The sequence below is a fragment of the Geodermatophilus sp. FMUSA9-8 genome (assembly GCF_037034165.1).
GTDB lineage: Bacteria > Actinomycetota > Actinomycetes > Mycobacteriales > Geodermatophilaceae > Geodermatophilus > Geodermatophilus nigrescens.
This window is the reverse complement of the sequence record NZ_JBAGKE010000003.1, coordinates 1-24735: the sequence shown is the minus strand read 5'-3', so window position 1 is coordinate 24735 and position 24735 is coordinate 1. Positions and strand designations below refer to the sequence as shown.

At 71.9% G+C, this 24735-nt stretch carries 22 protein-coding genes and 1 pseudogene; 8 read left to right on the top strand and 15 right to left on the bottom strand.

What is annotated here, in order from left to right; genetic code table 11:
* Positions 1-8: 8 nt before the first annotated feature.
* The 10 genes and pseudogenes from WA616_RS07225 to mobF form a co-directional block, all read right to left on the bottom strand.
* On the bottom strand, positions 9-233 hold the full coding sequence (locus tag WA616_RS07225; RefSeq protein WP_336028608.1) for a hypothetical protein: 225 nt from the start codon (positions 231-233) through the stop codon (positions 9-11).
* A gap of 52 nt (positions 234-285) precedes the next feature.
* A pseudogene (locus WA616_RS24470) lies at positions 286-510 on the bottom strand (class I SAM-dependent methyltransferase); the annotation flags it as partial.
* 116 nt (positions 511-626) lie between these two features.
* Positions 627-2060, bottom strand: a complete 1434-nt coding sequence (locus WA616_RS07220) for a phenylacetate--CoA ligase family protein (RefSeq protein WP_336028606.1) — start codon at positions 2058-2060, stop codon at positions 627-629.
* A 7-nt stretch (positions 2061-2067) separates the two neighbouring features.
* Complete coding sequence (lspA, locus tag WA616_RS07215) at positions 2068-2562, bottom strand: signal peptidase II (RefSeq protein WP_336028604.1); 495 nt, start codon at positions 2560-2562, stop codon at positions 2068-2070.
* 25 nt (positions 2563-2587) lie between these two features.
* Entirely contained in the window at positions 2588-3265 is a 678-nt protein-coding gene (locus tag WA616_RS07210) for a cation diffusion facilitator family transporter (RefSeq protein ID WP_336028603.1), read from the bottom strand.
* A complete protein-coding gene (locus WA616_RS07205; protein WP_336028601.1) occupies positions 3265-3657 on the bottom strand; it encodes an ArsR/SmtB family transcription factor in 393 nt (130 codons plus the stop codon). Before WA616_RS07205 ends, WA616_RS07210 begins: the two co-directional genes overlap by 1 nt.
* Before the next feature lie 74 nt (positions 3658-3731).
* Positions 3732-4325, bottom strand: a complete 594-nt coding sequence (locus WA616_RS07200; protein ID WP_336028600.1) for a cadmium resistance transporter — start codon at positions 4323-4325, stop codon at positions 3732-3734.
* Between the two features lie 11 nt (positions 4326-4336).
* A complete protein-coding gene (locus tag WA616_RS07195) occupies positions 4337-5218 on the bottom strand; it encodes a F510_1955 family glycosylhydrolase (protein WP_336028599.1) in 882 nt (293 codons plus the stop codon).
* Between the two features lie 92 nt (positions 5219-5310).
* Entirely contained in the window at positions 5311-7563 is a 2253-nt protein-coding gene (locus WA616_RS07190; RefSeq protein ID WP_336028598.1) for an MMPL family transporter, read from the bottom strand.
* Between the two features lie 270 nt (positions 7564-7833).
* Complete coding sequence (gene mobF, locus WA616_RS07185) at positions 7834-13326, bottom strand: MobF family relaxase (RefSeq protein WP_336029268.1); 5493 nt, start codon at positions 13324-13326, stop codon at positions 7834-7836.
* Between the two features lie 1223 nt (positions 13327-14549).
* Between mobF and WA616_RS07180 the strand changes: the two genes are divergently transcribed.
* The 3 genes from WA616_RS07180 (at position 14550) to WA616_RS07170 (ending at position 18263) form a co-directional block, all read left to right on the top strand.
* A complete protein-coding gene (locus tag WA616_RS07180; protein ID WP_336028597.1) occupies positions 14550-15056 on the top strand; it encodes a hypothetical protein in 507 nt (168 codons plus the stop codon).
* Between the two features lie 398 nt (positions 15057-15454).
* Positions 15455-16600, top strand: coding sequence for a DUF4062 domain-containing protein (locus WA616_RS07175; protein WP_336028595.1), 1146 nt, complete (start codon positions 15455-15457; stop codon positions 16598-16600).
* Positions 16601-17048: 448 nt separating this feature from the next.
* Positions 17049-18263, top strand: a complete 1215-nt coding sequence (locus tag WA616_RS07170) for a hypothetical protein (protein WP_336028592.1) — start codon at positions 17049-17051, stop codon at positions 18261-18263.
* Positions 18264-18726: 463 nt separating this feature from the next.
* On the opposite strand, the gene WA616_RS07165 is transcribed toward WA616_RS07170, so the two are convergent.
* From WA616_RS07165 to WA616_RS07155, 3 genes are all read right to left on the bottom strand, one after another.
* On the bottom strand, positions 18727-19041 hold the full coding sequence (locus WA616_RS07165) for a hypothetical protein (RefSeq protein WP_336028590.1): 315 nt from the start codon (positions 19039-19041) through the stop codon (positions 18727-18729).
* Positions 19042-19705: 664 nt separating this feature from the next.
* Complete coding sequence (locus tag WA616_RS07160) at positions 19706-19966, bottom strand: hypothetical protein (protein ID WP_336028588.1); 261 nt, start codon at positions 19964-19966, stop codon at positions 19706-19708.
* A 137-nt stretch (positions 19967-20103) separates the two neighbouring features.
* The gene (locus tag WA616_RS07155; protein ID WP_336028586.1) at positions 20104-20361 is read right to left on the bottom strand and encodes a hypothetical protein; all 258 of its coding nucleotides are present in this window, start codon (positions 20359-20361) and stop codon (positions 20104-20106) included.
* Between the two features lie 759 nt (positions 20362-21120).
* Between WA616_RS07155 and WA616_RS07150 the strand changes: the two genes are divergently transcribed.
* From WA616_RS07150 to WA616_RS07135, 4 genes are all read left to right on the top strand, one after another.
* A complete protein-coding gene (locus tag WA616_RS07150; RefSeq protein ID WP_336028584.1) occupies positions 21121-21369 on the top strand; it encodes a hypothetical protein in 249 nt (82 codons plus the stop codon).
* Entirely contained in the window at positions 21356-21601 is a 246-nt protein-coding gene (locus WA616_RS07145; protein ID WP_336028582.1) for a hypothetical protein, read from the top strand. The genes WA616_RS07150 and WA616_RS07145 overlap by 14 nt, the downstream gene beginning before the upstream one ends.
* 442 nt (positions 21602-22043) lie before the next feature.
* On the top strand, positions 22044-22343 hold the full coding sequence (locus tag WA616_RS07140; protein ID WP_336028580.1) for a thioredoxin family protein: 300 nt from the start codon (positions 22044-22046) through the stop codon (positions 22341-22343).
* 234 nt (positions 22344-22577) lie between these two features.
* Positions 22578-22988, top strand: coding sequence for an ester cyclase (locus tag WA616_RS07135; protein WP_336028577.1), 411 nt, complete (start codon positions 22578-22580; stop codon positions 22986-22988).
* On the opposite strand, the gene WA616_RS24465 is transcribed toward WA616_RS07135, so the two are convergent.
* A complete protein-coding gene (locus WA616_RS24465) occupies positions 22963-23295 on the bottom strand; it encodes a YnfA family protein (protein WP_442901981.1) in 333 nt (110 codons plus the stop codon). The genes WA616_RS07135 and WA616_RS24465 overlap by 26 nt on opposite strands.
* Before the next feature lie 517 nt (positions 23296-23812).
* Between WA616_RS24465 and WA616_RS07120 the strand changes: the two genes are divergently transcribed.
* The gene (locus tag WA616_RS07120) at positions 23813-23983 is read left to right on the top strand and encodes a hypothetical protein (protein WP_336028575.1); all 171 of its coding nucleotides are present in this window, start codon (positions 23813-23815) and stop codon (positions 23981-23983) included.
* Positions 23984-24152: 169 nt separating this feature from the next.
* On the opposite strand, the gene WA616_RS07115 is transcribed toward WA616_RS07120, so the two are convergent.
* Positions 24153-24735 (bottom strand): HAD-IC family P-type ATPase (locus WA616_RS07115; RefSeq protein WP_336028572.1); only part of this gene is annotated, 583 nt, incomplete at its 5' end.

The following is a 24735-nucleotide window of genomic DNA, read 5'->3' as shown; positions in this document are numbered from 1 at the left end:
AGGCGGGGTCAGTGCGGCTTGTCGGCGGTGAAGCGCACGGCTTGGCGACCGATCGTCGGGCGGACCCCGACGGCCTGAAGGCCGGCCCGCGACAGGGCCGGTCCCAGCTCGTGGCGCCCGATGAGCTGGTGCGGTGAGCGGTCGGCCCAGTGCACTGCCTCGGTCAGCGGTGTGGCGAGGAGGTCGTAGCCGACGAAGCGCCCCCCGGGCCGCAGCGCCAGGGGGGACCTCACCGAGTGCCTGCTGCCATGCGATCACGTGGTGCAGCATCAGGTAGCTGACCACGACGTTGAACGATCCGTCGGCGAAGGGCAGAGCGGTGGCATCGGCCTGGCGGACGGTGACCCGCGGCTCGTTGGCGAAGCGTCGCTGCGCGGCGGCCACCATGGCGGGATCGACGTCGGTGACGGTCACCGCGCAGCCGGGATGGCGCCGGATCGTCGCGGCCGCCATGGCGCCGCTGCCGCCACCGAGTTCGAGCACCGCACCGCGCGGGCTCACCCCTTGCATCGCCCAGCCGAGGATCAGCCGGCCGGCGATCCAGCGCCACGGCGGGCTCTGGCAGAACCACCGTTCGGCGCTCGACATGACAGGCATGGGCGTCTCCTCACGTGCCAGGCGAACGATCAGGCCCCAGGCGGTAGAGACGGGGGCGGGAGGGGCTGCACCAGGCGGTACTTGCCGCCAGCCGAGGGCCGAGGCGGGTCATCGCCGCGCTCGAGTGCGACCTCGAGGCCGTGGGCCGCGAAGAGCGCGGTCAGCTCGGTGCTCACCTGGCGCCACGCCTGGTCTGAGTCGGCGCCGGCGGTGGGTTGCAGATGGACTCGCAGGGCAGCGGGAGTGGTCTGGACGATCTGGGCCACCTCGATGCCGGGGATGCGCTCGACCAGCGCCGACAGGGTCAGCGGCGTGATGGTCACCGCCGAGCCGTCGGGTGAAGTGAAGGTCAACACGTCGGCGCTGCGGCCCTGCACGCGAAGAGCGGGCAGCGGGTTGCCGCACTCGCAGGGGTCGGGGCGGGCCAGCACGCTGTCGCCGAGGTCGTAGCGCAGAATCGGCTGGATCCGGTTGGCGAGGTTGGTGATGAGCACCGTGTGGGACTGCTCGCCGGGGGCGGTGGGGCGGTACTGGGCGTCGACTGGTTCGACGACGACCCAGTCGGCGTTGACGTGGAGCCAGCCGTGGGTGCAGCTGTAGCTCAGGAACGGGCACTCGGTGGCGGCGTAGGAGTTGCCGACTTTGGCCCCGAAGGCGGCGGCGATGCGCTGCTGCTCGCCGGGAGCAAGACCCTCGGCGGCGAGGGCAACCAGAGCAGGGGAGATGTGCAGGCGCCCGGCCTCGGCCTCAGTGGCCAGCAGGGCCGCCGTCGTGGCATAGGGGGCGAGGATGGCGGGGCGGAAGTCGTTGAGCTGGGCGACCAGCTCGGGCAGAGGTGTCTGCACGGCAAAGAGTCGGACCCTGCGGGCTCCGCGCCGGCTGCGGCGCAGCCTGGCCGCTGCTGCAGCGGAGGCGAAGTGGCCGCCGGCCGCAGTGACCATGGCCATGCGTGCGCCACCGGCGATGATGCGAGCTCCGTCGTTGGGGCGCAGCCAGTTGGTGATCATGCGCGCGGCCATGGCGTTGACGACGCTCATCGTTGCGCCGTCGATCACGAACAGCCCGCGGGTGCCCGTGGTCCCCGAGGTGGTGGCCACCGTGTAGGAGCCGGCGAAGTCGACGCCGATGTTCGCCGGATCGGCGACGAAGTCCTCGACCCCCTGGCGGCTCACCCGCGCGTCGGTGATGACGTCGTCGAAGCGGCCCATCAAGGTGGCCTTGGTCGTCACCGGCAGCAGCGAGGCGTCCTCGACCCGCTCGGGGAGGCCGGCGTAGAGCTCGCGGTAGTAGGGCGAGTGGCCGCGGGCGAAGGCCACCGCGGCGGCCAGGCGGGCGCGCTGCCAAGCAGCGATGACCTCCCGGCCGCCGCGGTAGGTGCGGCGGGCATCGAGCAGCAGGCGCGGAGTACTCGCGGCGCCGGGATCGACGACGGGAGGACGGGAGCGCCCAAGGCCCGGTGCCATAGCGCTTCTACGCTCCCGAGTCCCGAGCGGGCGGGGAACGCAGGACGGCGAGGGCCACGGTGGCTGCCCCGAGGGTGATGAAGACGTCGGCGAGGTTGAACGTGGGCCACCACCCGGTGTGGAGGTAGTCGATCACCAGTCCGTCGCCGGCTCGGTCGACCAGGTTGCCCACGGCTCCGGCAAGCACCGCGGACAGCCCCACCAGCAGGGGCCATGGCGCGTCGGTCGCTGCCCGCCAGGCGAAGACCGCCACCCCGGCGGTGATGAGGCCGGTCACCGCGATGACCACCCAGCTGGGCAGGCCGGCGCCGAGGCTGAAGGCAGCGCCGGAGTTGTAGCCCAGGCGCAGGTCGAGCAGCCCCAGGTGGACGCTCCGCCCCCCGGTGAGCTTCTGCTCGGCCACGGCCTTGCACGCCAGATCGCCCGCCGCGAGAGCCACCGCCGTCGCGGCGATGGCCAGGCGAGCCGTGCGGGTACGGCTACGCCTAGGCCGATCGCTCACTGCAGCTGAGGACACCGAAGGAGCCTCAGTCGTCGTCGTCGTCGTCGTCGTCGTCGTCGTCGTCCTCGACGAGTTCGCCCTCCCAGGCCTCGCGGCCCTCGTGGATGGCGAAGGCGGCGATGACGAAGCCGGCGACGGGGTCGAGCCAGGTCCAGCCGACGAGGGCGTAGAGACCGAGGCCGATCAGGGTGGAGATGCTCAACAGCACGCAGATCTTGGTCTCGGCGGCATCGGCCAGGATGAGCCGGTCGCCTCCGAGGGCCTCGCCGACGCGGCGCTTGGCGCGGGCGAGCAGCGGCATGATGACCACCGAGGCGGCCAGCAACACCAGGCCCACGATCGAGGTGTCGGGTTCCTCCCCGCCGACCAGGCTGCGGATGCCCTCGACGATCACATAGGCGGCGAGCACGAAGAAGGTGACCGCCACGGCCTTCAGGGCCCGGCGCTCCTTGGCCTCGTCCGCCTCGCCGTGGCGCAGCCGCGCCGCCAGGCGCAGGCCCACCAGCACCGAGGCGGCGGACTCGATACCGGAGTCGAAGCCGAAGCCGATCAGCGACACCAGGCCGGCGAGGATGCCGGCGGTGATGGCGATGGCGCCCTCGGCGACGTTGTAGACGACGGTGAACTGTGCCAGGCGCAGTCCTCGCTTGGTCAGGCGCTCGGTCTCAGCGGGGCTGAGGGCCGTGGTGGTGCTCTCGCTCATCAGTTGTGGGTCTCCTCGCGGCGTTCCGCTCCGTAGGTGGGGCACAGGTCGACGGCATCGCCGGTGAGGGCCAGCAGCCGCTCGGCGGCAGCCAGCAGCTCGAGCAGCTCGTCGCGCGTGGTCAGCGAGAACATCGACGCGCGCCCCTGCGGACGGGATTCGACGAGGCCGCAGTCGCGCAGGCAGGCCAGGTGCTTGGAGACCGTCGACTGCGCCAGCCCCAGGTGCTTGGTCAACTCGACCACGCGGTGCTCGCCGAGGCTCAGGTGGCGCAGGATCGCCAGGCGGGTGGGGTCCGACAGGCTGTGGAACAACGAGGCCGCCGGCGAGAGGCCGGCGGTCTCTACTTGAGGGACGTCGGGTGCAACACCCTCCGGGGCTTTCATCGACATGCGGCGATGATAGTGCGGCGCAACCTCGTGGCAAGGACCGACCACCCGGACGTCGGAGTCGACCCTGCGGCCGGTCACAGGCCGAAGGCTCCGCCCTCGACGAGGATCACCACACCCAGGCCGATCAGCACGAGCGGGAAGAGGACGCTCTCCCAACGCTCCAACACCCGAGCGACCGGCTTACGGGTGGCGACGAACCTGGCTGCGATGACGAGTACGGAGACCAGGGCCAGGAAGACCACCGAGTAGGCCACGATCCCGGCGGTGCCCACGGTGACGAACACCGGGACGTAGACGCCGATGTTGTCCCCGCCGTTGGCAAAGGTGACCGCCGCGACGGTGAGCACGCTGACGGTCCTGCCGTTGTCGTCGTCGTCATCGTCCTCACCGCGCCACGCGCGCCAGGCCGCGAGCAGGCCGAGTGCCAGGGGGACGAGCCCGAAGTAGGGGATCGCTTCTTCGGGCAGGAAGGCGCTGGCCCCCAGGGCGACCAGCACGGAGGCGGCCAGGATGCCGCCGAAGCCGAGGTACTGACCGGCGGTGATCTTCGCCGTGAGGCCGCGGCTCCCGGCTCCTCGGGCGAAGAACAACGACAACACGATGATGTCGTCGATGTTGGTCACCATGAACAAGCCCACGGCCTGCAGGGCCGGCGTCAGGAGCTCCATGACCGCCGCGCCTAGGCGAGCGGGGCGAAGGTCTCGCCGCCGTCGGTCGAGTCGTGCACTCCGCCGCTGGTCACGACGAGGACCCGCAGTGCGCCCTCGGCCGTGGCGTTGGCCCCGACTGCCTGGGGCGAGCCGGAGACGCGGGCTTGTTCCTCCCACGTGGCGCCGGCATCGGTGCTGACGGCGACCGTGCCGTCTGGGGTGACCCCCACGACGGTCTGGCCCGCGGCCCAGTCCACCACCTGGAGAAGGGGAGCGTCGGCCACCGGCTCCCAGGTGGCGCCGCCGTCGACGGAGCGCAGCGGCCCGGACTCGTGGGTGGCCACCAGCACCGCTGCGTCCTCCGAGCCGGCCAGCGCGTGGGGCGTGACGCTCGTGGAGAGGTCGCGCCAGGTCGCGCCGTCGGTCGTGGTGCTCAGCGCCCTGCCGTCGAAGCCGACGACGACGCCGGAGCGGGAAGCGGTGAGGGCATGGAAGTCGGACTCGCCCTGGCGCGAGAGCAGCTGCCAGGTCTCGCCCCCGTCGGTGGACTCGATCAGACCGACCGGCTCCGGTAGATCGACGCCGGGCCCGGGGTGGCCCGAGGCGTAGAAGTGGTCGGGGCCGGCCACGGTGAAGCCCATCAGGTCGATGACGGGTCCGATGCGGGTCGGCCCGCCGTCGTCGTAGCGGAACAGGCCGTCGTGGGTGGCCAGGTAGACCAGCTCGTCAGCGGGGTTCACTGCCACGCCGTGGACATGCGCGCTGGGCAGGTCGGTCGCAGCCGCGTCGTGGGAGTCGGTCGCGAGGCGGGTCGCGTCCCCGTCGCTTGAGCACGCGCTGAGCCCGAGCACGGCCGCGGCGGCGAGCGCGACGGCCGGACGACGACGAGTGAGGTGAGGAGAGGAGGTCATGATCGCTTCCTGGTCATGGCGAGCGTCGCACGCACGAGGGGTGGGTCGTCGCCGGGTCGGACCGGGTTGGCCCCCAGGGCGGGGCGGCCGGGTCATCCGTCGCTGAGGCCGATTCGGCGGTGCAGACGACGAAGGGGCGCCGGAGCCCACCAGTTGGCCCGGCCCGCCAGCTTCATGATCGCCGGAACGAGCAGGGCGCGGACGAGGGTGGCATCCAGCAGCACGGCCAGCGCGAGACCGACGCCCAGGGCCTTCAGTGTGGTCACGCCCGAGGTGGCCATGGCACCGAGGACCACGGCGATCAGGGCCGCAGCTGCCGTCACCAGGCGCCCGGTCCGCTGCAGGCCCCGTTGGACGGCGAGGGTGTTGTCCCCGGTCCTGCGGTACTCCTCGGCGATGCGCGACAGCAGGAAGACCTCGTAGTCCATCGACAAGCCGAAGGCGATGCAGAAGATGAGCACCGGCATCGCGATGTCGATGTAGCCGGTGGGCGTGAAGTTCCCGACCAGCCACTGCAGATGACCTAGCTGGAACACGTAGACCATGGCGCCGAAGGTGGCTGTCAGTGACAGCAGGTTGAGTGCGATGGCCTTGAGCGGGATCAGCAGGCCGCCGGTGAAGAGGAACAGCAGTACCAGCGTCGTCGAGGCGAGGATGAGCAGCGCCCACGGCAGCCGGTCGGTGATCTCGTCCTTGGTGTCGAGGAACTGCGCTGCCGTCCCGCCCACCAGCGCCTCCTGCGGCCCGGCCAACTCGCGCAGGGCCTCTACCAGGCCCGTACCGGCGGGGGTGTACGGCTCGGCCTCGCTCTCGACCGACAACCAGGTACCCGAAGCCGAGACGAAGCGGGCGCTGGCCGCCGTGGGCGCAGCGATCCGCTCGCCGTCGAGGTAAGTACCGGTGGAGGTGTCCACCCGACCGGCGCCGGGCAAGTCGCTGAGCTGCATGGCGTAGGCGTCGAGGGCGCCGGAGGAGCCCTGGGCGTCGAAGCCGGGGAGGACGACGGTCGCCGTGGTGGCGGCTGAGGCCGGGAAGTCGGCCCGGAGCTGCTGCCCACCGGTGTGCACGGGATGGGCTGGGGGCAGGATGCGGTCGTCCTCGAGGCCGAAGTTGGCCGATGCGAAGGGCACAGCGAGGGCTCCGAGCAGGGCGACGACTGCGACGGTCACCGTCGCCGGGCGGCGCATCACGACGGCGGCCAGGCGGTGCCAGAAGCCTTCGTCGAGGGATACCCGAGCGCGGCGGGCGTGCCGGCGCCGCAGCGGGTCGAAGCGGTCTATCCGGCGTCCGAGCACCGCGAGCACGGCAGGGAGCACCGTGGTGGCGACGGTGGCAGCCAACAGGGACACGACGATGCCCGCGTAGGCCAGCGACCGCAGAGCGGGGAAGACCAGGGGTGCGGCGAAGCCGAGCGCCACGGTGAGCGCGGAGAACCAGACGGTGCGCCCCGCGGTCCGCACCATGACGGTGATCGCGGTGGGGACGTCGTCGCCGGCGGCCAGTTGCTCACGGAAGCGGGTGACCACGAACAGGCTGTAGTCGATGGCCAGGCCCAGACCGATCGCCGTTGTCAGGTTGAGCGAGAAGATCGAGACGTCGGCGACGTAGGTGATCCCGTACAGCGTGGCGAGCGTTCCCAGCACGGTGAGGACCCCGACGGCCAGTGGCAGCAGCGCCGCCACCAAGCTTCCGAACACCAGGATCAGGATGACCAGGACGATGGGTGCCGTGAGCTTCTCGGCCTTGACGAGGTCGTCCTGTGTCTGGGCCTCGAGGGCGGCGTCGACGGCTGCCTCCCCGGTCGCCGCGAGGCTCAGCGAAGCCGAGTCGGTAGCGGACACCAGTGGGAGGAGTCGCTGAGCCGTCGTCGTCCGCTCTTCCTCGTCTCCGCTCAGGCGCACGAGGATCAAGCCGGTCCGGCCGTCGGTCGACCGGAGCTCGTCGAGGCGGCCGGTGGACCAGTAGGACTGCACCTCGGCAACGCCGGGCTCGGTCGTGAGTCGGTTCGTCAGCGCTGTGGCGTCACGGACGGCGTCCGGAGAATCCGCGCCGGTCGGTGCCGTCGCCAGGACGACGAGCTGGGGTGGGCCGCCGGCGAAGTCCTCGGCGACCATCCGGTCGGCCCGCTCGGCCTCTCCCCGGGCGTTGAACCCACCGGTGGCCATGCGCTCCTCCGCCCGGAGCGCCAGGGGTGCGGCCAGGGCCACGGCGGTCACGGCGATCGCGAGGACGAGCCAGCGCCGCTGGAACAGCCAGGTCCGACGGCGGACTCCTGGTCTCCCGGCCTCGTCGCCGGACGCCCGAACCGAGAGGCCGGGTTCGCGCGTGCCGGTCGGCGCGCTCATGGTGCTGGGATGGGGGCAGCATCGGCTCGGGGATGCACCGGCCCACCCTCCCAGGCTGTCATCGCCATAAGCCGATGTTATCGCCAGTGGTCGTCGTGAGGTCAAGGGCGGCTCACGGATGCGTCCCCGCAGGTTCTGTGCTCCGGAGTTCTGGTGCTCACGCCGGATGGTCCGTGCCGCAGACCCCGTCGTCCCAGTCGTCATGGTCGGGACCGATGCGACCCGAGCCGTCGGGGCGCCGCCGGATGCGCCCGACGAGCCGCTACTGGTTCACCGGCCCGGTGCGGAGCGCGCCGGCGATGGCGCGGCCGGCTCCGTCGACGGCGTACCGGCAGGGGCGCGCCAACGGGCCGGAGTAGGTCCGACGTCACCACCCGGCTCGGCACCTCGCCGCGGCACCTGCCGCTCGCGTGCGGCAAGCACCGCGGCATGCAGAACACCGGGGCGTTGGTCCAGGTGCTTGGTGACCCGGTCGATGTGGTGGAGCCAGCGCGGCGGTGGGAGGGCGGCGATGACTGCGGCCACCTCAACCAGGGGGACCGGGTCGGAGACGTCGCCGGCGCGCTGCTGGAGAAGGCGGGCGTCGATGAGCCGGGTGGCCAGGTCGTCGGCCTGGTGGATCGCCGCCCGCAGACCACCATGGCCGCCCTCGCGGAGCAGGTCGGCGGGGTCACGGCCGTCGGGCAGCCGCAGCCGGCGCGGATCGTCGCCGCGGGCGGTGAGCTGCCAGTACATCCGCTCGGCGGCCCGCCGACCGGCGTCATCGGCGTCGCTGGCCACGAGGACACCGGGTCCGCCGTCGCGGACATGGGGACGCAGCAGGTCGGCCTGCCGGTCGGTGAGGGCGGTGCCGAGCATGGCGACGCCGACGGTCCTCCCGTCGCCGGCCACGGTGAGGGCGACGGCGTCCAGCGGTCCCTCGACGAGCGCCGGGGTGGCGCCGGCGGCCAGCGCCGCACGGCTCTCGTGCAGCCCGAACAGGTGGTCGCCCTTGCGGTACAGGTCGGTGCCCGGGGTGTTGAGGTACTTGGGGCCGGCGCGTCCGTCCTCGTCGGCGGCGGGGTTGCGGCGCGCGACGAAGCCACGGACCACGCCGTCGACGTCGCGGACGGGGAAGATGATGCGGTCGCGGAACCGGTCGATCAGGGTTCCGGTCCGGGCCCGCTGAGCCAGGCCGGCGGCGAGCAACTCGTCCGCGGTGGCATCCCGGCTGCGCAGGTGGTCGACCAGCGCGGTCCAGCCGCCCGGCGCATACCCGGCGGCGACGCGCGGATCGCCGGTGAGGTCGGTGCCCAGCCGTTCCCGCAGGTAGGCGGGTGCCCAGGAGCCGGGGTAGGAGGCGGCGAAGAAGCTCGCGGCGAGCGTGTTCAGCTCGACCAGCCGGTCGCGGCCGACGGCGGCCGTGGCCCAGAAGTGCTGCTCGAGCAGGTAGTCGGCCTCGTCGACCTCGGTCTGACGGGTGAAGGCGAAGGGGGCCGGCGTGACGTACCGCGACGCGACCGGTGGTGGCGCGGTGTCCTGGCCGGGATCGAAGGGCACGTCGGGCTCATCGGGAGGTGGGGCCGCCGGGTCAACGGTGACGGCGGCGGCCTCGTCCTGGAGGGGGAGGAGCTGGTCGGCGTCGTCGGGCGGCTGCAGGTCGGCCGGTAGCGGCTCGGGAGCCCGGACGGGCGCGGGGTCGGTGAGGGCGGCGACACCGAAGACCAGCGCCTCGGCCACCTCGGTTCCGGAGAGGTCACTCCCGGTCCCGGTGGGCAGGCCGGCGACCGCGGCGGTGAGCAGCTCGGCGGGAGACCAACCGCTGCGGATGCCGGTGGTGGCCGCGGCGACCAAGGCCGGCCACGCGGGGCCGGTCAGCGCCCGCTGCCCGTGGTCGTCGCTCAGCAGCTCCCGCAACGTGGCGCACCAGCCGGGGCTCGGCCCGGCGCCGTACGGGCCGGCCCCGGCGGTGGCCGGAGCGAGGTGGGGGACCAGCCGCCACCACAGCGCGGCGGCGGGCAGCTCGTCGGGCAGCGGCCGCTGCGCCGCGACGGCGGCGAGCAGACCGGCGGCGTCCAGGCCGGCACGGTCGGCTGCCACCACCCGGTCGGCGAGTGCCGGCCAGTGCGGATCGCGGCGCAGGCGGGGATCGATGCTATCGGCGAGCGCAGCCCACACCGCGCCGCCCCTCGCCGGGGTGGTCGCGGCCAGGGCCTCCTCGAGCCGCCGTTGGTGTCGGCGTGCGGCGGCCGCAGGCTGAGGTGGGCCGGTGGGGCGCCGGTCGCCGTCCGGCACGGCATGGGCGGCGCGCCAGACGGCGAGGTCGGCGCGCAGCGAGGCCTGGGCCGGGTCCAGCAGCGGCCTGGCCCAGCCGGGTGCGGTCGCCGTGGTCATGGCGGCGGCAGCGGCGGCGACCCGGGCCGCGCAGGCGGTGAGGTGGCCGGCGCGGGCGGCGAGGTAGGGCGCCCAGTGTGGATCGTCGGTCAGCGCCGCCGGGACGCCGGGCAGCCACGGCAGCGGACCCGCCGCTTGGGGCGAGGGCAGCCGCCAGTCCAACACGGCGGCGGGATCGTGGGCGCTGCCCAACTCCCGGACTCCGGCAGCGCTGGCCAAGGCAGCGACGGGATCGGCGCCGGTACAGGCGAGCAGCGCCAGATGCGCCCGCAGCGTCGGCCACGCCGCCGCGCCCGTCAGCCCGGGATGGACCCGCTCGGCGGCGTCGTCCAGTTCTCCTGTCGCCGCGGCGCCCGGGTGCTGTTCGGCGGCGACCCGCAGCGCGTCGGCGTACCGGGTGGCGGCTGCGTGCAGCTGTGCGGCCGGATCGGCCAGCGCCCGGCGCGCGCCGGTGGCCGAGGACTGCGCGCCGTCGCGGCCGAGGACGGCGATGAGCAGGTCGGTGGCGGTCGGCGGGGACACCGCGGCGGGCGTGACGATGCTGTGCGGGTCCCCGTCCCCGACGGTGGCCAGGTACAGGTGGTTGGCCGTCCGGCCGCGGGTGAGCGCCACGTAGAGCAGCTGCCGGGCCTCGGTGCCGGTGAGCACGGTGTGGCAGGTGTCGGCGGTGACGCCCTGCGCGCCGTGCACGGTGGCGGCGTAGCCCAGCTGCACGGACTCGCGCACGTAGGCCGCCGGCAGGGTGAGCCGCCGGCCCGTGGCGGTGTGCGCGACGGCGAGGGCGCCGTCGTCGCCGACGGCGGTGACGGTCCAGCGGTCACCGTTCTTCACCCAGTCGGCCGCGCCGAGCGGCAGCCGGCGGTCGTTGGCGCGGGTGATGACCGGGTCCCCGGCACCGGCCCGGGTGCCGTCGGCCAGCGCCACCTCCGCACCCGCCGGACTCCCGGCCGACGCGAGCCGGTCGGCGCGGGCGCGCGCGTTGAGCTGCTCCACCGCCTCGCGGGTGGCGGCCAGCAGCAGCGCGTCGGCGCCGCGGGCCCGGTCGGCGGCCCAGGCGCTGTAGGCCTGCTCTGCGCAGGTGGTCAGGTCGCCGACGTGCACCCGGCCGGCGTCGAGGTAGAAGCCCAGCGCGAGAGGATCGCCGTCGCGCAGGGCGACGGTGGCCGCGGCCTCGGCCGGGTCGGCGAAGCGCACCAGCTGGGTGAGCGTCACCGCGCCGTGCGTGGCGGCGATCTCGGCGAGCACGCCGCCGGCGGCGACGGAGGCGAGTTGCTGGGAGTCACCGACCAGCCGCACCGAGCCGCCCCGCCCCAGCACGTAGGCGACGGTGCGGGCGAGCTCGCGCGTGCCGGCCATGCCGGCCTCGTCGACGACCACCAGCGTGCCGGGTCCGACGCCGGCCACCCAGTCGGGGGTGTCCCCGATGTCGAGGGAGCGGACCAGCTTGGCGAGGGTGTCGCACGGTGCGCCGATGGCCTCGCGCAGTCCGGCGGTGGCCACCGCGGACGGGGCCAGGCCCAGCACGCTGCCCCCGTCGGCGGTCCAGGCCCGGGCCAACGCGGCCAGGGCGGTGGTCTTGCCCGTGCCGGCCGGGGCGAGGGCCAGCTGCACCCGCGCGCGGCTGCCGGCCAGCTCCCGCACCAGCTGCGCCTGCCCGGGGTTAAGCGCGGTGCCGTTGGCGGTGGCCTCTAGCAGCGCCAGCTCGACGACGGCCGGGTCCGCGCGGCGGCCGTCGCCGCGGCCGGCCGCGGCCAGCAGGACCGCCTCGGCGTCCAGCACCGAGCTGCTGGTGTAGCGGCGGGCGCCGGCGACGCTGTACACGCTGGCCCCGTCCGAGCGGCGCAGCTCCACCGGTTCGGCCACCGGATCCGGATCGTCCAGCGGGATCGAGTGAGCGGGGGAGAGGGCCTCCGCGGTCACCTGGGCCACGGCCCGGTCGACGTCGCCCGGGTCGAGGTCGGCGGCGCGCACCACCCGTTCGGCCTCCGCGCGCACGTGCCAGTACTGCCAGCTGGCCCGCTGTCCGCTCACCGTGTCGAGCACCCGGGCCGCGGCCGCGGCGATCCAGCCCTGCCTGACCGCGCGCCGCCGGTGCGGCGGGCGGCCGAGGACGCGGCCGACCATGCCGGTCAGCGCGGCCGGGCTCCCGAGGACGGTCAGCGCCTGGCGCCGCCAGGCCGCCCGCTGCTCGGCCAGCGAGCGCGGCTGGTGCTTGGCCTCCCGCGTCTGCAGGGTGGCCTGCTGGGCCAGCGCGATCGCCTCGGCCGCCGTCGGGGGCCGGCCCTGCTCGGCCTGGAAGTCCGCGGCCAGCGCCGCCCGGCGGACGTCGATCGCCCGCCGCCGCGACGACCACGTGCTCAGCAGCCGCGGGTCCATCCCGACGATCTCCCGTACCGGGCGCCTGCCGGCGTCCCCGCCGGGGCGCTCGGCGAAGCGCACCCCGAGCCGGTCGACCAGGTGGGCCTCCAGCCGGGTGTTGTACCGCTCCGAGGCCGCGACGTTGGCCTTGTGCAGCACCCGCCCGTCCAGCGCCCGCCACTGCCCGTCGCGGGTCTGCACCTTGTTGCTGACCGCCACGTGGGTGTGCAGGTCCGGGTCACCGGCGCGGGAGTCGCGGTGGGTGAATACCGCGGCGATCAGGCCGGTGGTCTCCACCTGGCGCACGCCGCCGGCGCCCAGCCGGGTGAAGGCGGCGGTCTCCTCCAGCCAGGCGAGCGTGTCGGCGACCGCGGCGGCATGCGCGGCCTCGACCTGCCGGGCGACCGCGCGGGGCGCCAGCGCCCACAGCGCCGAGACCGACTTGACGGGGGAAAAGGTCAGGTCCCAGCCGGCCACCGCCCGGGTCGCTGGCCGGGACGCCCGGGCGATGAACCCCGACAGCTCCCGGGCGTTGGCCGGCGGGCGGCCGTGCGCGGCGGCGAACATGTCCCGCGCGGTCTCGCTGCGGATCCGAGCCCGCTCCTCCTCGGGCAGCGGTGCGTCCCTCGGTCGGCCGCGGGCGGCGTTCGCGTCGGCGAACCGCTGCACGCACCTCGCCCGGAAGCCGTCCGCCGGGACGGCGTACCGCAGGAACGGCAGGCCGAGGGCGCCCGCGGCCCGCGCCTCGGCCGGCGTGCGGCCCGCGGCCAGGGCCTCCCGCTCCAGGCGCTCGGCGTCCGGATGACGTCCCTGGCCGAACAGGGCCGTCATCTGCACCTCGCCGACCGGGTGCCCGGCGTGCATCCCGGGCAGCCCGACCAGGCCGCGTCCGGCCCACGTCCCCGGCGACTCGCCGTGCTGCGCATAGTAGTCGCCCAGGCCGGCATGGCCCCGCTCGGTGGCGTCCAGCGCCGCCACCTGCCGGGTGAGGTAGATGTATCCCTCGCCCGCGGTCAGCTTGTGCAGGGACATCACGGCCGCGGACGGTAGGAACGGCACCCCCGGTCGCGGACCCGCACTTCTCCAGTGGCTCGCGCCGGGGCTCCTACGGCTGGACCGGCAAGTCGAGCCGAGTCCCGGTCGGGTCTCGGCTCGACGCCGCCACCCCGACGGGCGACGACGGGTGTGACCGTGGGCCCTACCGTCGCGCCATGCCGTATCCGCTCCGCACGGAGCCCCGGCCGCTGGCGGCGTTCGCGGGCACGGCGTCTCCTCGCCCGGACCCGGGCGTCCAGGCGCAAGGTGAAGCGGTTCGTCGTGGAGCAGTACGCCGGGGACGGATCCGAGGATGTTGATCACCGCTGGTTATCGCTGAACCTCGTCACTGACCTGCAGGTTCGCCGGTGGCGGCTGCCGACCAGAATGGCCAGCGATTGACCCTGCTGAGGAACGATTGAGGAACGACCCGACCAGTCCAGCCACCTTGGCGGTCCCTAGCCAGTAGTCGCGCAGCCTCTAGGAGGACTGGCACGTCCAGGACGTCGGATCCCCTGCCGAGGAGGACGACGACGGCAACTCGAGACACCGACGACGTAGATGCCCGTCACCAGCCTGCGATTCGCACGGCGCCCGTGTCCGAGCCTTCCAAGCTGGCCATGCCGGTTTGATTCCGGTCACCCGTTCCAGGCAAAGACGCAGGTCAAGTGGCTGGTTAGCGCAACTGGGGAAGGTCCGGAGGACCCTCCGGAAGGCCCCATATGACCCCTTCCTGACCCCTGTTTCCGCCTCATTGGTCATGTTGTGGTCACGCCAGGCGGCCCATACGGCAAGGTCGCCGACTCGTAACAGCTTGCCTTGGGTCACGTGACCACACCGTGATCACGTGACCCGCTCGAAGCCGTGCCGCCCGGCGATCCGTTGCGCTCTTCTCCACTGACACTCCAGCCGCTCGACCGCTGCCCGGCTCTCGCTGATGAGCGGTGTACTTCCAAAGCGGGGTCCGCCACCAGCCGGCGTCGTGGAGGGATCGGGCTGCAGGCCGCGGCGCATGCTGGCGACTGCGTCAAGGGCGTACTGGCTGTTGCGGACCTCGACACAGCCGCGGAACACCAGCTCCGGAGGGGACCGCTCCCGTACTGACTCGTCCTTGCAGCGGCGGCCCGCGTACGCCACTGCAGCTGTGCGACGCCGACTCCGTCATCGACGCTAGTCGCCAGCGGAACGCGGCGGTTCGTGAACCGGGCTAGCGTGGACGGATGACCGAGCCGTCGCTTCGACAACAGCTCGCCCGCTCCGTCCTGCAACGCTCCAAGGTCGTGAGCAGCTACCCCGTGCCGATGCACGTCGTCGTGCGGCTGGTCTACGCCATGGGCGACCAGCACGAGGTGGCGTACCTCGATGCGCACAGTCTCGGAACCACCGGCAAACTTTCCGGCCAGATCACGATCTTTACCGAGCGCCACCTGCATGTGGCTGACTACGTGGGAGTCTCCGCCGATGGCTTCGAGGAGGACGGCACGGTCACGGTGACGACCATTCCCCGTCGCCTCCTACAGAAGCTTGAGATCGCAGCGGTCGAGGGAACGCAGCTCAACCACCACGACGACTGGACTGGCGGCAGCCTCGTCGGCTCATGGTGGCCTGGCGCCCTGACCCTCACCTACCAGGGCCACCCAAAGCCCATCACGATCGGTCGTGGTCGGGGCAATAAAGAAAACATCCTGCCGCTGCACGCGACCTTGCTCAACGACCTCATCGGGTAGTTCCCAGATCGAGTCGCCGTCGCACGAGCGCCGGTCACTGGCCGGAGCGGCGTCGGGTGGAGATGCGGGGACTCGAACCCCTGACCCGCACACTGCCAGGCCGACCTGACGAAGTTCACCAAGGTTCACCAGCGTCCGGAACGACCCTCTGACCAGGGGTTTCGCCGCTCTGCCGGACGACAGCGAACTACTGCGAACCAAGATCGATGTGAGCCAACTGCAACCACAACTGCAACCGGAAGCGCCAATCGTTAGCGCGGCTCATGGCCCGAGAAAGGTGGCCGATGGAGCTTTGCGGGTTTCCCGGAAGACCGGCAGCGGGCTGGCGCACTCCCCCTCGGAGCCTGCTGTTGACGTGTGCACTCGGCGTCTGACTATGTCCGTGATGGACTGGGGCCATGGATGAGGCGTCACTGCTGCTCGACCAGCGCTCGGCGTCCCAGGCCGCCTCCGACGAGGACGTCAGGGCGTGGGCGAGCGGCCGGCGGGTGTTCGTGTCCAGCCTCATCACCGACATGCCCGACGAGCGCGCCGCCGTGCGGGCAGCGATCGAGGCGGTCGGGGCGACGGCGGTGATGTTCGAGGATCTCGGAGCGCAGGACATATCGGCCGAGCAGGCCTACCTCTCGGGTGTTCGCAGCTCCGAGGTCTACGTGGGGATGTGGGGCCCGCGCTACGGCGTGCGGATGCCCGACGGGTACTCGGCGACCCATGCTGAGTTCTTGGAGGCGGAGCGGAGCGGGTTGCGGTTGTGCCTCTTCGTACACGGTGAGACCGCGGGCGAAATGGACGGTTCTCAGCGCGATCTGATCCAGAGCGCCCGCAATCTGTATACGACAAGCCCTTGGAGTGGCCCGGCGGACCTCGGTCGACGGGTGCGGCGACGTCTGGAGGAGCTCGCGGCTGAGGAGTTGGCACCGTGGGTGCGCGTGGGCAGGACGCTGTTCCGTGCCCGCGAGATCGTCAACGACGGCAGGACAATCTCGCTCACGGCCGCAGTGCGTAGCGACGCGCTCCATGCGGAGCTGGTGCGCCTGCGGGACAACCGCGCCGGCGGTGTCCCGTTCGCCTCTCCTCACACCGCACTGCCCGTGCAGATTGCGGAGTTGTCGACGAGGACCGTCTCGACCATCGGGCACGAGGAACGCTTGATAATGGTCGTCCAGCAGCAGCGGGCGTCTAATATGCGCGCGTCCATCAACGGCGTTTCGGCCGACGAGGTGGTCCGTCGAGCGCTGTCCGATGGGCTCTTCGGCACATCGACGATCGGCCAACAAATGGGTTGGCTCGCGCGGCCGATTGATCCGCTGGCACAGCTGCGGGGATTGGGCCTGGACGACAACGTTTTGCGGCCCGTGGCGCGAGTGCTGTTCTCAGAGCGCCTGCTCACCGAGCAGGCCGCATCGAGAATCGACTCTTTCAGCCTCGGCCCTTCACATCAGGGCGCGCGCCGCCTGCGGGCGATCTGGACGCCGCCGCAGGTCTACGTGAACAAGCCTGACCCAGCATCTGTGTCGATCGACGGCACCGTGCTGGGGCTGTGATGTGCCGACCCAAACCCGCTCAAGCTCCCTAAGAGCGCCGACAAGGACCGCTTGATCGGGTGTCCGTCTACCCCCGAGCGCGCCGTTCGCTTCCACGCTGACCGCGAAACGGCAGGGGGCTCGCGCTCCGCGCTGAGTCAAGTTAGCCCGCGACCCAAACTCGTCTGACTCGCGCACACGGACGAGCCGTGGCGACCGCCGGTTCGCCATCGGACCTGACCTTAAGCTCCAAGACAGGCTGGGCCGTGCGACGCCCTGCCCGTGGGTGCGGGCCGGGCAACCACAACTGCGTCCTGGCGGCTCTGACTACCGGGACGCTCGCGTCCAGAGGCCGCGCGCCCTGGGCAGGCGCACTGGCCGGCGCGTGGCGCGAGCTACCTGCGTCGGTGGCGACGGGGACACTTCTCTCATGCCTAGCGGTGGAAGACGCAAGAGACAGCCGAACCGGATGGCTACTCGGAAGCCCTACCAACCGCCGCCACCCAAGTTGCGGCTCGCCATCGCAACAGCACCTCAATCGGGCGACGCGTCGGTCACGCTCGCCAACGACCTTCGGCTTGTCCGGTCAGCTGTCCTTTACGCCGACGAAGTAGAACTCATCAGCCCCGGCGTCGAAATGATCGGCAACGTAGTCGCGCTCGGCAATGGCTCCAAGCAAGACGTCGTCGCAGTGCTGTCCTCGCTCGACGATTTGACTCTAACGCGACTTGGCGTGGAGCCGATCTCGTTGCCACAGTGGCGGCACGCACTGAAGCTCTTGGGCAATATGACGCCTGAGGCCCTCGACGCCGTATCGAGCTTGACGGGTCAGTCGATACCGGACGAAGTACGGGACGCGACCAACCAGGCTCAGAACGCACTAGCGACGGCCCTAGAGCAGTTTCGCGGCGTCGCGGACCAGATGACTCTCGACTCAGGCGCCGACGAGTTGACGCTAGCCATGGAAGCTGGCTTACTGCGCCTGTCGACACCGATTGTTGGGGATGGTGATACCGACGCCTTCGTGGCGCGATATATGGAGAAGCTTCGTAAGCTGATCCAAAACCCTAGAGTCCATCTCCTACTTGACGAGCTCACTGGATCCCTCGTTCGGTCCATGATCAACGGAGGGCGGGTTGAGCCCAGTCGTCTAGCCGTAGCCAATGCCGGGGAAGCGGCGGTAGGGAGTGGACTGATAGCGCGCCTGCCCGCCTTCGACGAAGCGCCGCTAGGGGAAGTACTGGACCTTCGAAAGGACCTCCAGGACCCGCTCTCCCGGTATCGAAGATCGGTCGCTGAAATGGCGACAAGGCTGCGCGTTGGGCCGTTTGATAGCGACCTGCCAGCCGATGTCGACCATCTCTATGTTACCGAGGTGCAACCCGCCATTGCGGATCTAAGAGAACAACTTGCCGATCACGGACTCGTACGGGAGGTCGGGCGGCACCTTGGCGTCTCCGTCGAGCCGTTGATCAAGGGGCTAGCTGGGTCAGCACTCGCCTTGGGAGCCACATCTCTTGCAGATCTGAGCGCTTGGGTTACGGCGGCTGCCAGCGCGGCCCCAGCGGGGATCGCAGCAGCACAAGCGGCAGTGTCCGGAGTGGTCAGCAGTCGAGAGAAGAGCGAATCACTGAAGCGCCACGACCTCTTCTACCTCTACGAGATCGACAGGCGACTTTCGTAGCCACTTCTCGGAGAGCCCGCCACCTATGACGTGGAGGGAATCTCCCTAGAACTCATTGCCGCCCGGCACGACAGCAACGAGCCTAAGGTTCCGATCCCGCTGGAGTGGCCAGGTCGTTAGCGCCTTCTTCGCCAGCTTCCGGTAACGCGGCCCCGACAGGCGTAGCGAGCTGACTGTTAACGGCAAGAAGCGGGGATGAGGGGGCCTAGAGAGCCAACGCGCTCAGGGGCGCACCCACGAGGACTAGCGCTGGGCCTGCCGCCCAGGCCAGTGCACGCCGCTTCGCCGCGAGTTCCTCCGCAGCGAAATCCGTGTCAGGCCGGCCACCATCGATTGTCACGGTCGTCGTCCGCCACCGGATCGCGTATTCCCCCGTGACGATCGCCGCCCCGAACACGGAGAGTATTACGCCGATCAGCGCCACCCGACCAGCCTAGCGAGGGTCGGATGGCGCTGAGGGGGCCTAGGCCGTCCAGGTCGAGTTGTAGTGAGGGTGCTGACGGAAGTCGGCCAGCGCCTTCTGGGCCACCTCACACGGATCAGCAGAGCGGCAGCGCCGGCAGCGGGGCGGCACCTCGGCGCGCTCGTCCCCTGCGACGATCATGACGAGATCGCTGTGGTCTGCCACCACCCCGCGGAGCCGGTGCGCGCGAGTCGCCAGCTCCTGGGCCTCGGCCCCAGCCGCACTGTTGCCGGGCACCAGCGACTGCAGCCCGAGCGCGTTAGCACGCGCTATCAGCTCGTCAGCTCGTTGCTCGAGGAAGTCCGCCCACTTCACGCGAGCACTTTAGGGCTCAGACGGGGAGGGGGGCGTTAGCGGGCGTGGCGGTCCGTGCTCCTTCTCCCACTTGGCCTTGGCCTTCCGCCACTCCTTGGCGTCGTCGGAGTCCATCGGCCCGAAGCCAGTCGACTGCGGGTAGGGCTCGGGAAACGGCTCACCGTCGAACTCCGGTCTGGGATTGGCCATGGGCAGCACCCTAGGCAGCAAGCGCTGTTGCGACCGACTGCACAGAGGTGGTGCGATCAGCTGGGCCAGCCATCCCGTCGCGCCGCCTTGAGTGGAAGCCCGCTTAGCTCCCCATCGACCGGACACGCGAGCCTCAGAACGTCGCCCTCTCTTTGGTTGAAAGCGGCGTTCACGGTCGAGCGTTCAAGCACCACAGCGTCAGCTCGTCAATGGGGCACTGAACGGTGCCCTGACCAGTCATGAGCTCAGCTTGCCCTTCGCCGCGTGAGACTAAGAGGACGCTGGCCGCCACGACATTCGGCTTCCAGAGCACCCCGGCTGCATTGCAGGTGTTCGACGTGACGCTGGGCCGACTAGTGGCGCGTACGCTGGCCGATCAGTGGCCGGCGCCGATGCGGGACGTCGTCGTCGGTTAGCTGCGCGCGCTGGCGTGCGGCGAGGGGACCGTGGCATACCCACGGCCCCCGCGCCGTCGTCAGGCCGCCAGGGCGGCGGTCACCTGAGCGGCGCACACCGGGCAGAGCTCCGCCGTTCCGGTGGTGAACTGCCGCGCTGGCCAGACGGTGCCGTCCGGCCCCCGAAATGCGCGGCGACCGCACAGGGTCCGGTCATCATCACCGGCCTGGGCGTGCGTGACGTCCCGCATGGAACCCTCGACGTACGTGCCGCGGGGGTGTTCCTTGTGAGCGCTGCTATCGGTGGCGGTGAACAGCTCATGCGCCAGGATGGTGGTCATCAGTGGCTCCTTGATCGGTGAACGGGTGGGGGCACCGTAGGTAGCGGCTGATGCTTGTGTCGCGTCGTCGGACGGCCTTCCGTTCGGCGGGTGCGGTACCTCCTCCTGGGTGGGGCGCGGGCCAGCTACGCCCGACGTCAGCGTGGCTGGCTGCGCTCCTGACGGGCTCGCTCGCGCTCGTTGCCCAGCTGGTCGAGTGGGCGGAGCGCAGCCCGCACGGTCTCACCGAGGTCGTAGCCGGCGACCAGGTTGCCGCCCCCGTGGCCAACCATGTAGCCGACGGTCCACCCCTCGTCGTCGGGAGTGAAGGTGACCCCGATCCCGTGGGTGGCCCCCAGGGTCAACAGCTCCGATATGGCGCGCTGGGTGTCCGGGTCGAAGAGGTCATCGCTCATGAGCCCGAGCCTGCCACCGAGGCGTCATTCTCGTAGCGCGTCGGCGCTGTGTGAGGCTCTATCGGGCGTTGAGCAATCGCCTCGGCCGAGGCGTCGGGACACCCATCGGACGCTGTGGCGGGGCCGTGCATCGTTGGGCACTAGCCCTGCCCCGCGAGGTCGCTGACGCCTACCGTCGTCACCGGATGAACCCCGAAGCCCGAAAGGCGCTGCGGTCGAAAATCTTGGCAGCGCTGGCTCCGCCCGCGCCAGTTGGATTGACCCACCGCGGCCCGTCGCGGACACGCAGCGCCCGCGGCTGACCGGGTGGTTATGGGGCCGGCAGCACTCGCAGAAGGGCAGCTGGCTCGAGCTGGCCATCCTGTACGAGCGAACCGTCTTCGAGGGCGCGGAGCTGCAAGATCAAGAGGGACACACCTCTTGCATCTCGGCGACGGGGACAGCGGCAATCAGGGCAGTTGTCTCCACTCGCGGGCGGCGAGCCTCACTTGCACGTCGTTGCTGTGCCGAACCACTCGTCACAACGAGTCGGTGGCCCGACAGTGCATGAGGTGTGTGGCACTTGCTCGCGGAGGTTCTGCAGGCCTCGTTGCGGCGCCAGGTGCTGCGCTCGGGTGCCCAGCAGTCCGCGGCGGCCGAGAGGTGTCCTCACCCAGGACAGCGCCGGTCGTGGTCCGTTCGAGCGTCGCGTGCACCGGCGGTCGGCGCCTGCCTGGTGATCGACTCGACGCCGGGGCCCGCCCTCGGGAGCATTCCCCCGTGACGTCGAAGCGCGGGGAGCCGGCTGGGCTGCTGTCCGCCCCGGCCGTGATCGAGCAACTCCGGCAGGTGGCCCTGCACCGCGAAACAGCACGGCTGCTGGACCTGCGCGCGTCCCAGGCGGACACCCCCGGCGCAGCCGCGTCGCTCCGCCACCGCGCCGACCAACGGCGCATCCAGGCCGACCGGCTGGCAGGCTCCCTGCACCGGCTCGCCGCAGAGAGCCGGCACCCGAGTGCCGGCGGCTGACCGACCGCAGCCAGCACTCCGGGCCGAGGAACCTCTGGCCTCGGCCCACCGGCAGTTCGGCGAGCACCTGCACGAGGTCGAGGACCGGCTGCTGCACGTCGCCGACGCGGTCCTCGTCGGGGACGACAAGGCGGAAGCCGTGCGGCAACGGGCGCGCAACCTGTCCGCGGAGGCCGACAGCGAATTGGCGCGCGCCGAGCAACTCGAAGGGCACCGATCACCACCGCAGTAGCCGGCGGTGCCGGACGGCCAGTGGTCCCCGGCGGTGGAGCGACGGCTCCCCGAGCCGTCGCTCCCGCTGGGACTGGGGGAAGGCCCGTCGAAGGATCGCAACCCAGCCGCCGTTCGAGGGCGATGGCTGGGCTCACCCAGGACCCGTCACTTCCCACCCGGAGCAACCGCGAGTCCGCAGGACTGCACGACCTTGTCGCGAGCCCGTTACTGACGCGATCGGCACGCGCCAGGCCTGGACGGCGTGGGAGAGGTCGGTCGGTCGGCTGGCTTCGGCGTCGGTGGGGCAGTCGGCCTGGAGGATCGTGAGCCCGGGGATGCGTGCCGAGCCCGGTCTCGGGATGCACACGCAGCCGCGGTGGCTTCGTGCGCCGGTAGCTGCATCGCCCTGGGGACGCGGGTGGGACAGGGGTCCGGCGGCTCGGACACGGGAGGATGACCGGGTGGACGTGGTGCTGCAGTACTTCGCCGGCTGCCCGAACTGGCGGCTGGCCGACGACCGGCTGCAGGAGGCGCTGACCCGCGCCGGGCGGACCGACGTGCATGTGGAGCGCCGTGAGGTCGCGACGCCGGCGGAGGCGGAGGCTGTCGGGTTCCGCGGGTCGCCGACCGTGCTGGTGGACGGTCGGGATCCGTTCGCCGAGCCGGACGCCCCCGTCGGTCTGTCCTGCCGCGTCTACCAAAGCCCGGCCGGGCTGACCGGAGCGCCCACGGTCGAGCAGTTAGTCGAGGTCCTGCGGTGAGGTCGCCACGTCGTCGGGTCGCGGGAACCGACGACAGCCGGATGTGCGGGTGCTGCGGGCGGGACCGGCCGCGGACCGGGGTCCACGAGCTCGGCAGCACGCCGGGGGTGTTCGTGTGCTGGCGGTGTGCGTTGTGGATGGTCGCGCGGATCGGCCGCCGGCAGGACCGCGCACCGTGACCATGACGGTGGACCGGGAGAGGTGGTGGTGGGCGTCGAGCACACCAAGCGACTGGTGGCCCGCGCGGTCGACGAGGTGATCGACGGCGGCGACCTCGGCGCGGTCGAGGGGCTGTTCGCGCTGGCCTTCGCTCAGGAGGGTCGGGCGTGGGTGGCGCCGTTCCGGGCGGCGTTCCCGGAGGTGCGGATGCAGACCGTCGCCCTGGTGGGGGAGAGCGACACCGTCGTCGGGCGCTTGTGTCGCTCGGGCACCCGTACCGGAGCGTGGATAGGGCGGCCGGGCACCGGACGGGCGTTCCGGAACGTCCGCGAGGTCCATGGGCTCACCGCCCGCGAAGGCCGCCTCCACGACTGTTGGGGGCTGCAGGACAACGACGACCGCCGCCGGCAGTCGGGCCTGCGGTGCTCCCGCCTGACGGCTCGGTCGGCAGCGTGCCCGGTCACGCCGAACGCGGCGCGTACATGATCACCGCGACGCCGACCAGGCGGATGAGCGCCCCGGTGATGTCGTAGCGGTCGGCCGGAACCCGTCGGCGACCATGCCCCAGGCCAGCGAGCCGGCGACGAACACGCCGCCGTACGCGGCGAGGATCCGGCCGAAGTTCGCATCGCTGGAGCGTCGCGACGAACCCGTAGAGTCCGAGCGCGATCACGCCGAACCCCGTCCACAGCCAGCCCCGGTGCTCGCGGACGCCCTGCCAGACCAGCCAGGCGCCGCCGATCTCGGCGACCGCGGCGAGGAGGAACAGCAGGGCGGAGCGTGCGACGGTCATGGTCGGCAGGGTGCCAGGCCCGGACGTTGGGGATGCCGCTCGTCGCAGGTTGCCTTCCGGCGCACCGCCTGCGGGTCTGCGCGCAGTCGCCCTGACCCGTCACGACGGGCTGACCGGTGGAGCCGACGCCATCCGCAGGCCCGGAGTGGTGCAGGGCGCGGCGGAGGCGTGCGGCCGTGGTCCCGGGACGAGCCGCCGGACCTGCGCTCGACCGCCTCGCCACGCGTCGCCGGCACGGGGCACGAGTGCTCCGACTGCCTGCGCTCGCCGCGGTGCTTCCGCCGGCCTGCCCGAGTCGGTGGTGGCCCGGTCGACGAGCCAGCAGTCCCCGGCCCGCTCCACTCCCGCTGCGGCACGTGGCGGTCCGCCTCGGCGCGGTGCGGGACCGCGGCGCCGCGCATCTAGGCTGTCCTGGCGGCCCGTTCGTGACCCCCGTGGCGAGCGGGCCGCCCCGTGCGATGTGACTGGTGGTGCAGGGCGGTTGCTCGACGCGGAGAGGCCGCACGATGTCGCGGACGTGAGCGCGCACGGTGAGTGGACCACGTGGGAGTTCTGTCCCCGCTGCGGCGGGATGGCCGCCCTGGGCTGGCGCGGCGGGGACCTGGTCGAGCTCGACTACGTCCGGGAGTGTGACCTGACCGCGCAGGAGGCGGCTGCGCTGCGCGAGGACATCGCCGGGAGGCGTTGACGGCGCGGCGCAGCTGCCGCGGGCTCATCCGGCGCTCGCCCTGCTCGACGGCGCGGCGCGGCCCGCCGGCGCCCGGCGCTGACCGTGCTGGCCGGCGCCCGGCGGCGGAGGCCGCGGGCACCGACACCGCCGCGTGGTCACTCCCGCGCGGAGGCGGTACGCCGAACGCTCACCGCCGGCTGCCTGCTGCGAGCGGTGTCCTCCGGTCCGCTGCGGCCGCTGGCTGGGGCGCGGGAGCAGGGCCGGCGGGGCGCCCGTGGCTACGGAGCCGGCCGGCGCGGACCCCGTTGGCGATGACCAGCACCTCGGCCAGTTCGTGGGTGACGATGACCGTGCCCAGGCCGAGGACGCCGAAGGCGGCCAGCGGGATGAGCACGACCAGGATCGCCCCGGACAGCAGCAGGCTCTGCAGCATGATCCGCCGCGCCCGGCGGGCGTGGGCGAGCGTGCGGGGCAGCTGGCGCAGGTCCTCGCCCATCAGCGCGACGTCGGCGGTCTCGATCGCCACGTCGGCGCCCATGGCACCCATGGCGATGCCGACGTCGGCGGTGGCCAGGGCCGGGGCGTCGTTGATGCCGTCGCCGACCATCGCGACCCGGCCGCGGCGGCCCAGTCGCTCGACGAGGGTGGCCTTGTCCTCCGGGCGCAGCTCGGCGTGCACATCGTCGATGCCGGCGGCGGTGGCCAGGTGGGATGCGGTGCGCGGGTTGTCACCGGTGAGCATGGCGGTGGCGATGCCCATGCGGTGCAGT

What these genes read in the sequence shown, in the direction of transcription:
- WA616_RS07190 (WP_336028598.1), bottom strand. Translation starts at nt 7,563, where the DNA reads ATGAGCGCGCCGACCGGCACGCGCGAACCCGGCCTCTCGGTTCGGGCG.
- WA616_RS24465 (WP_442901981.1), bottom strand. Translation starts at nt 23,295, where the DNA reads ATGACCGTCGCACGCTCCGCCCTGCTGTTCCTCCTCGCCGCGGTCGCC.
- WA616_RS07175 (WP_336028595.1), top strand. Translation starts at nt 15,455, where the DNA reads ATGGATGAGGCGTCACTGCTGCTCGACCAGCGCTCGGCGTCCCAGGCC.
- WA616_RS07220 (WP_336028606.1), bottom strand. Translation starts at nt 2,060, where the DNA reads ATGGCACCGGGCCTTGGGCGCTCCCGTCCTCCCGTCGTCGATCCCGGC.
- WA616_RS07210 (WP_336028603.1), bottom strand. Translation starts at nt 3,265, where the DNA reads ATGAGCGAGAGCACCACCACGGCCCTCAGCCCCGCTGAGACCGAGCGC.
- WA616_RS07155 (WP_336028586.1), bottom strand. Translation starts at nt 20,361, where the DNA reads ATGAGCGATGACCTCTTCGACCCGGACACCCAGCGCGCCATATCGGAG.
- WA616_RS07170 (WP_336028592.1), top strand. Translation starts at nt 17,049, where the DNA reads ATGGCTACTCGGAAGCCCTACCAACCGCCGCCACCCAAGTTGCGGCTC.
- WA616_RS07195 (WP_336028599.1), bottom strand. Translation starts at nt 5,218, where the DNA reads ATGACCTCCTCTCCTCACCTCACTCGTCGTCGTCCGGCCGTCGCGCTC.
- WA616_RS07180 (WP_336028597.1), top strand. Translation starts at nt 14,550, where the DNA reads ATGACCGAGCCGTCGCTTCGACAACAGCTCGCCCGCTCCGTCCTGCAA.
- mobF (WP_336029268.1), bottom strand. Translation starts at nt 13,326, where the DNA reads ATGTCCCTGCACAAGCTGACCGCGGGCGAGGGATACATCTACCTCACC.
- WA616_RS07200 (WP_336028600.1), bottom strand. Translation starts at nt 4,325, where the DNA reads ATGGAGCTCCTGACGCCGGCCCTGCAGGCCGTGGGCTTGTTCATGGTG.
- WA616_RS07205 (WP_336028601.1), bottom strand. Translation starts at nt 3,657, where the DNA reads ATGTCGATGAAAGCCCCGGAGGGTGTTGCACCCGACGTCCCTCAAGTA.
- WA616_RS07160 (WP_336028588.1), bottom strand. Translation starts at nt 19,966, where the DNA reads ATGACCACCATCCTGGCGCATGAGCTGTTCACCGCCACCGATAGCAGC.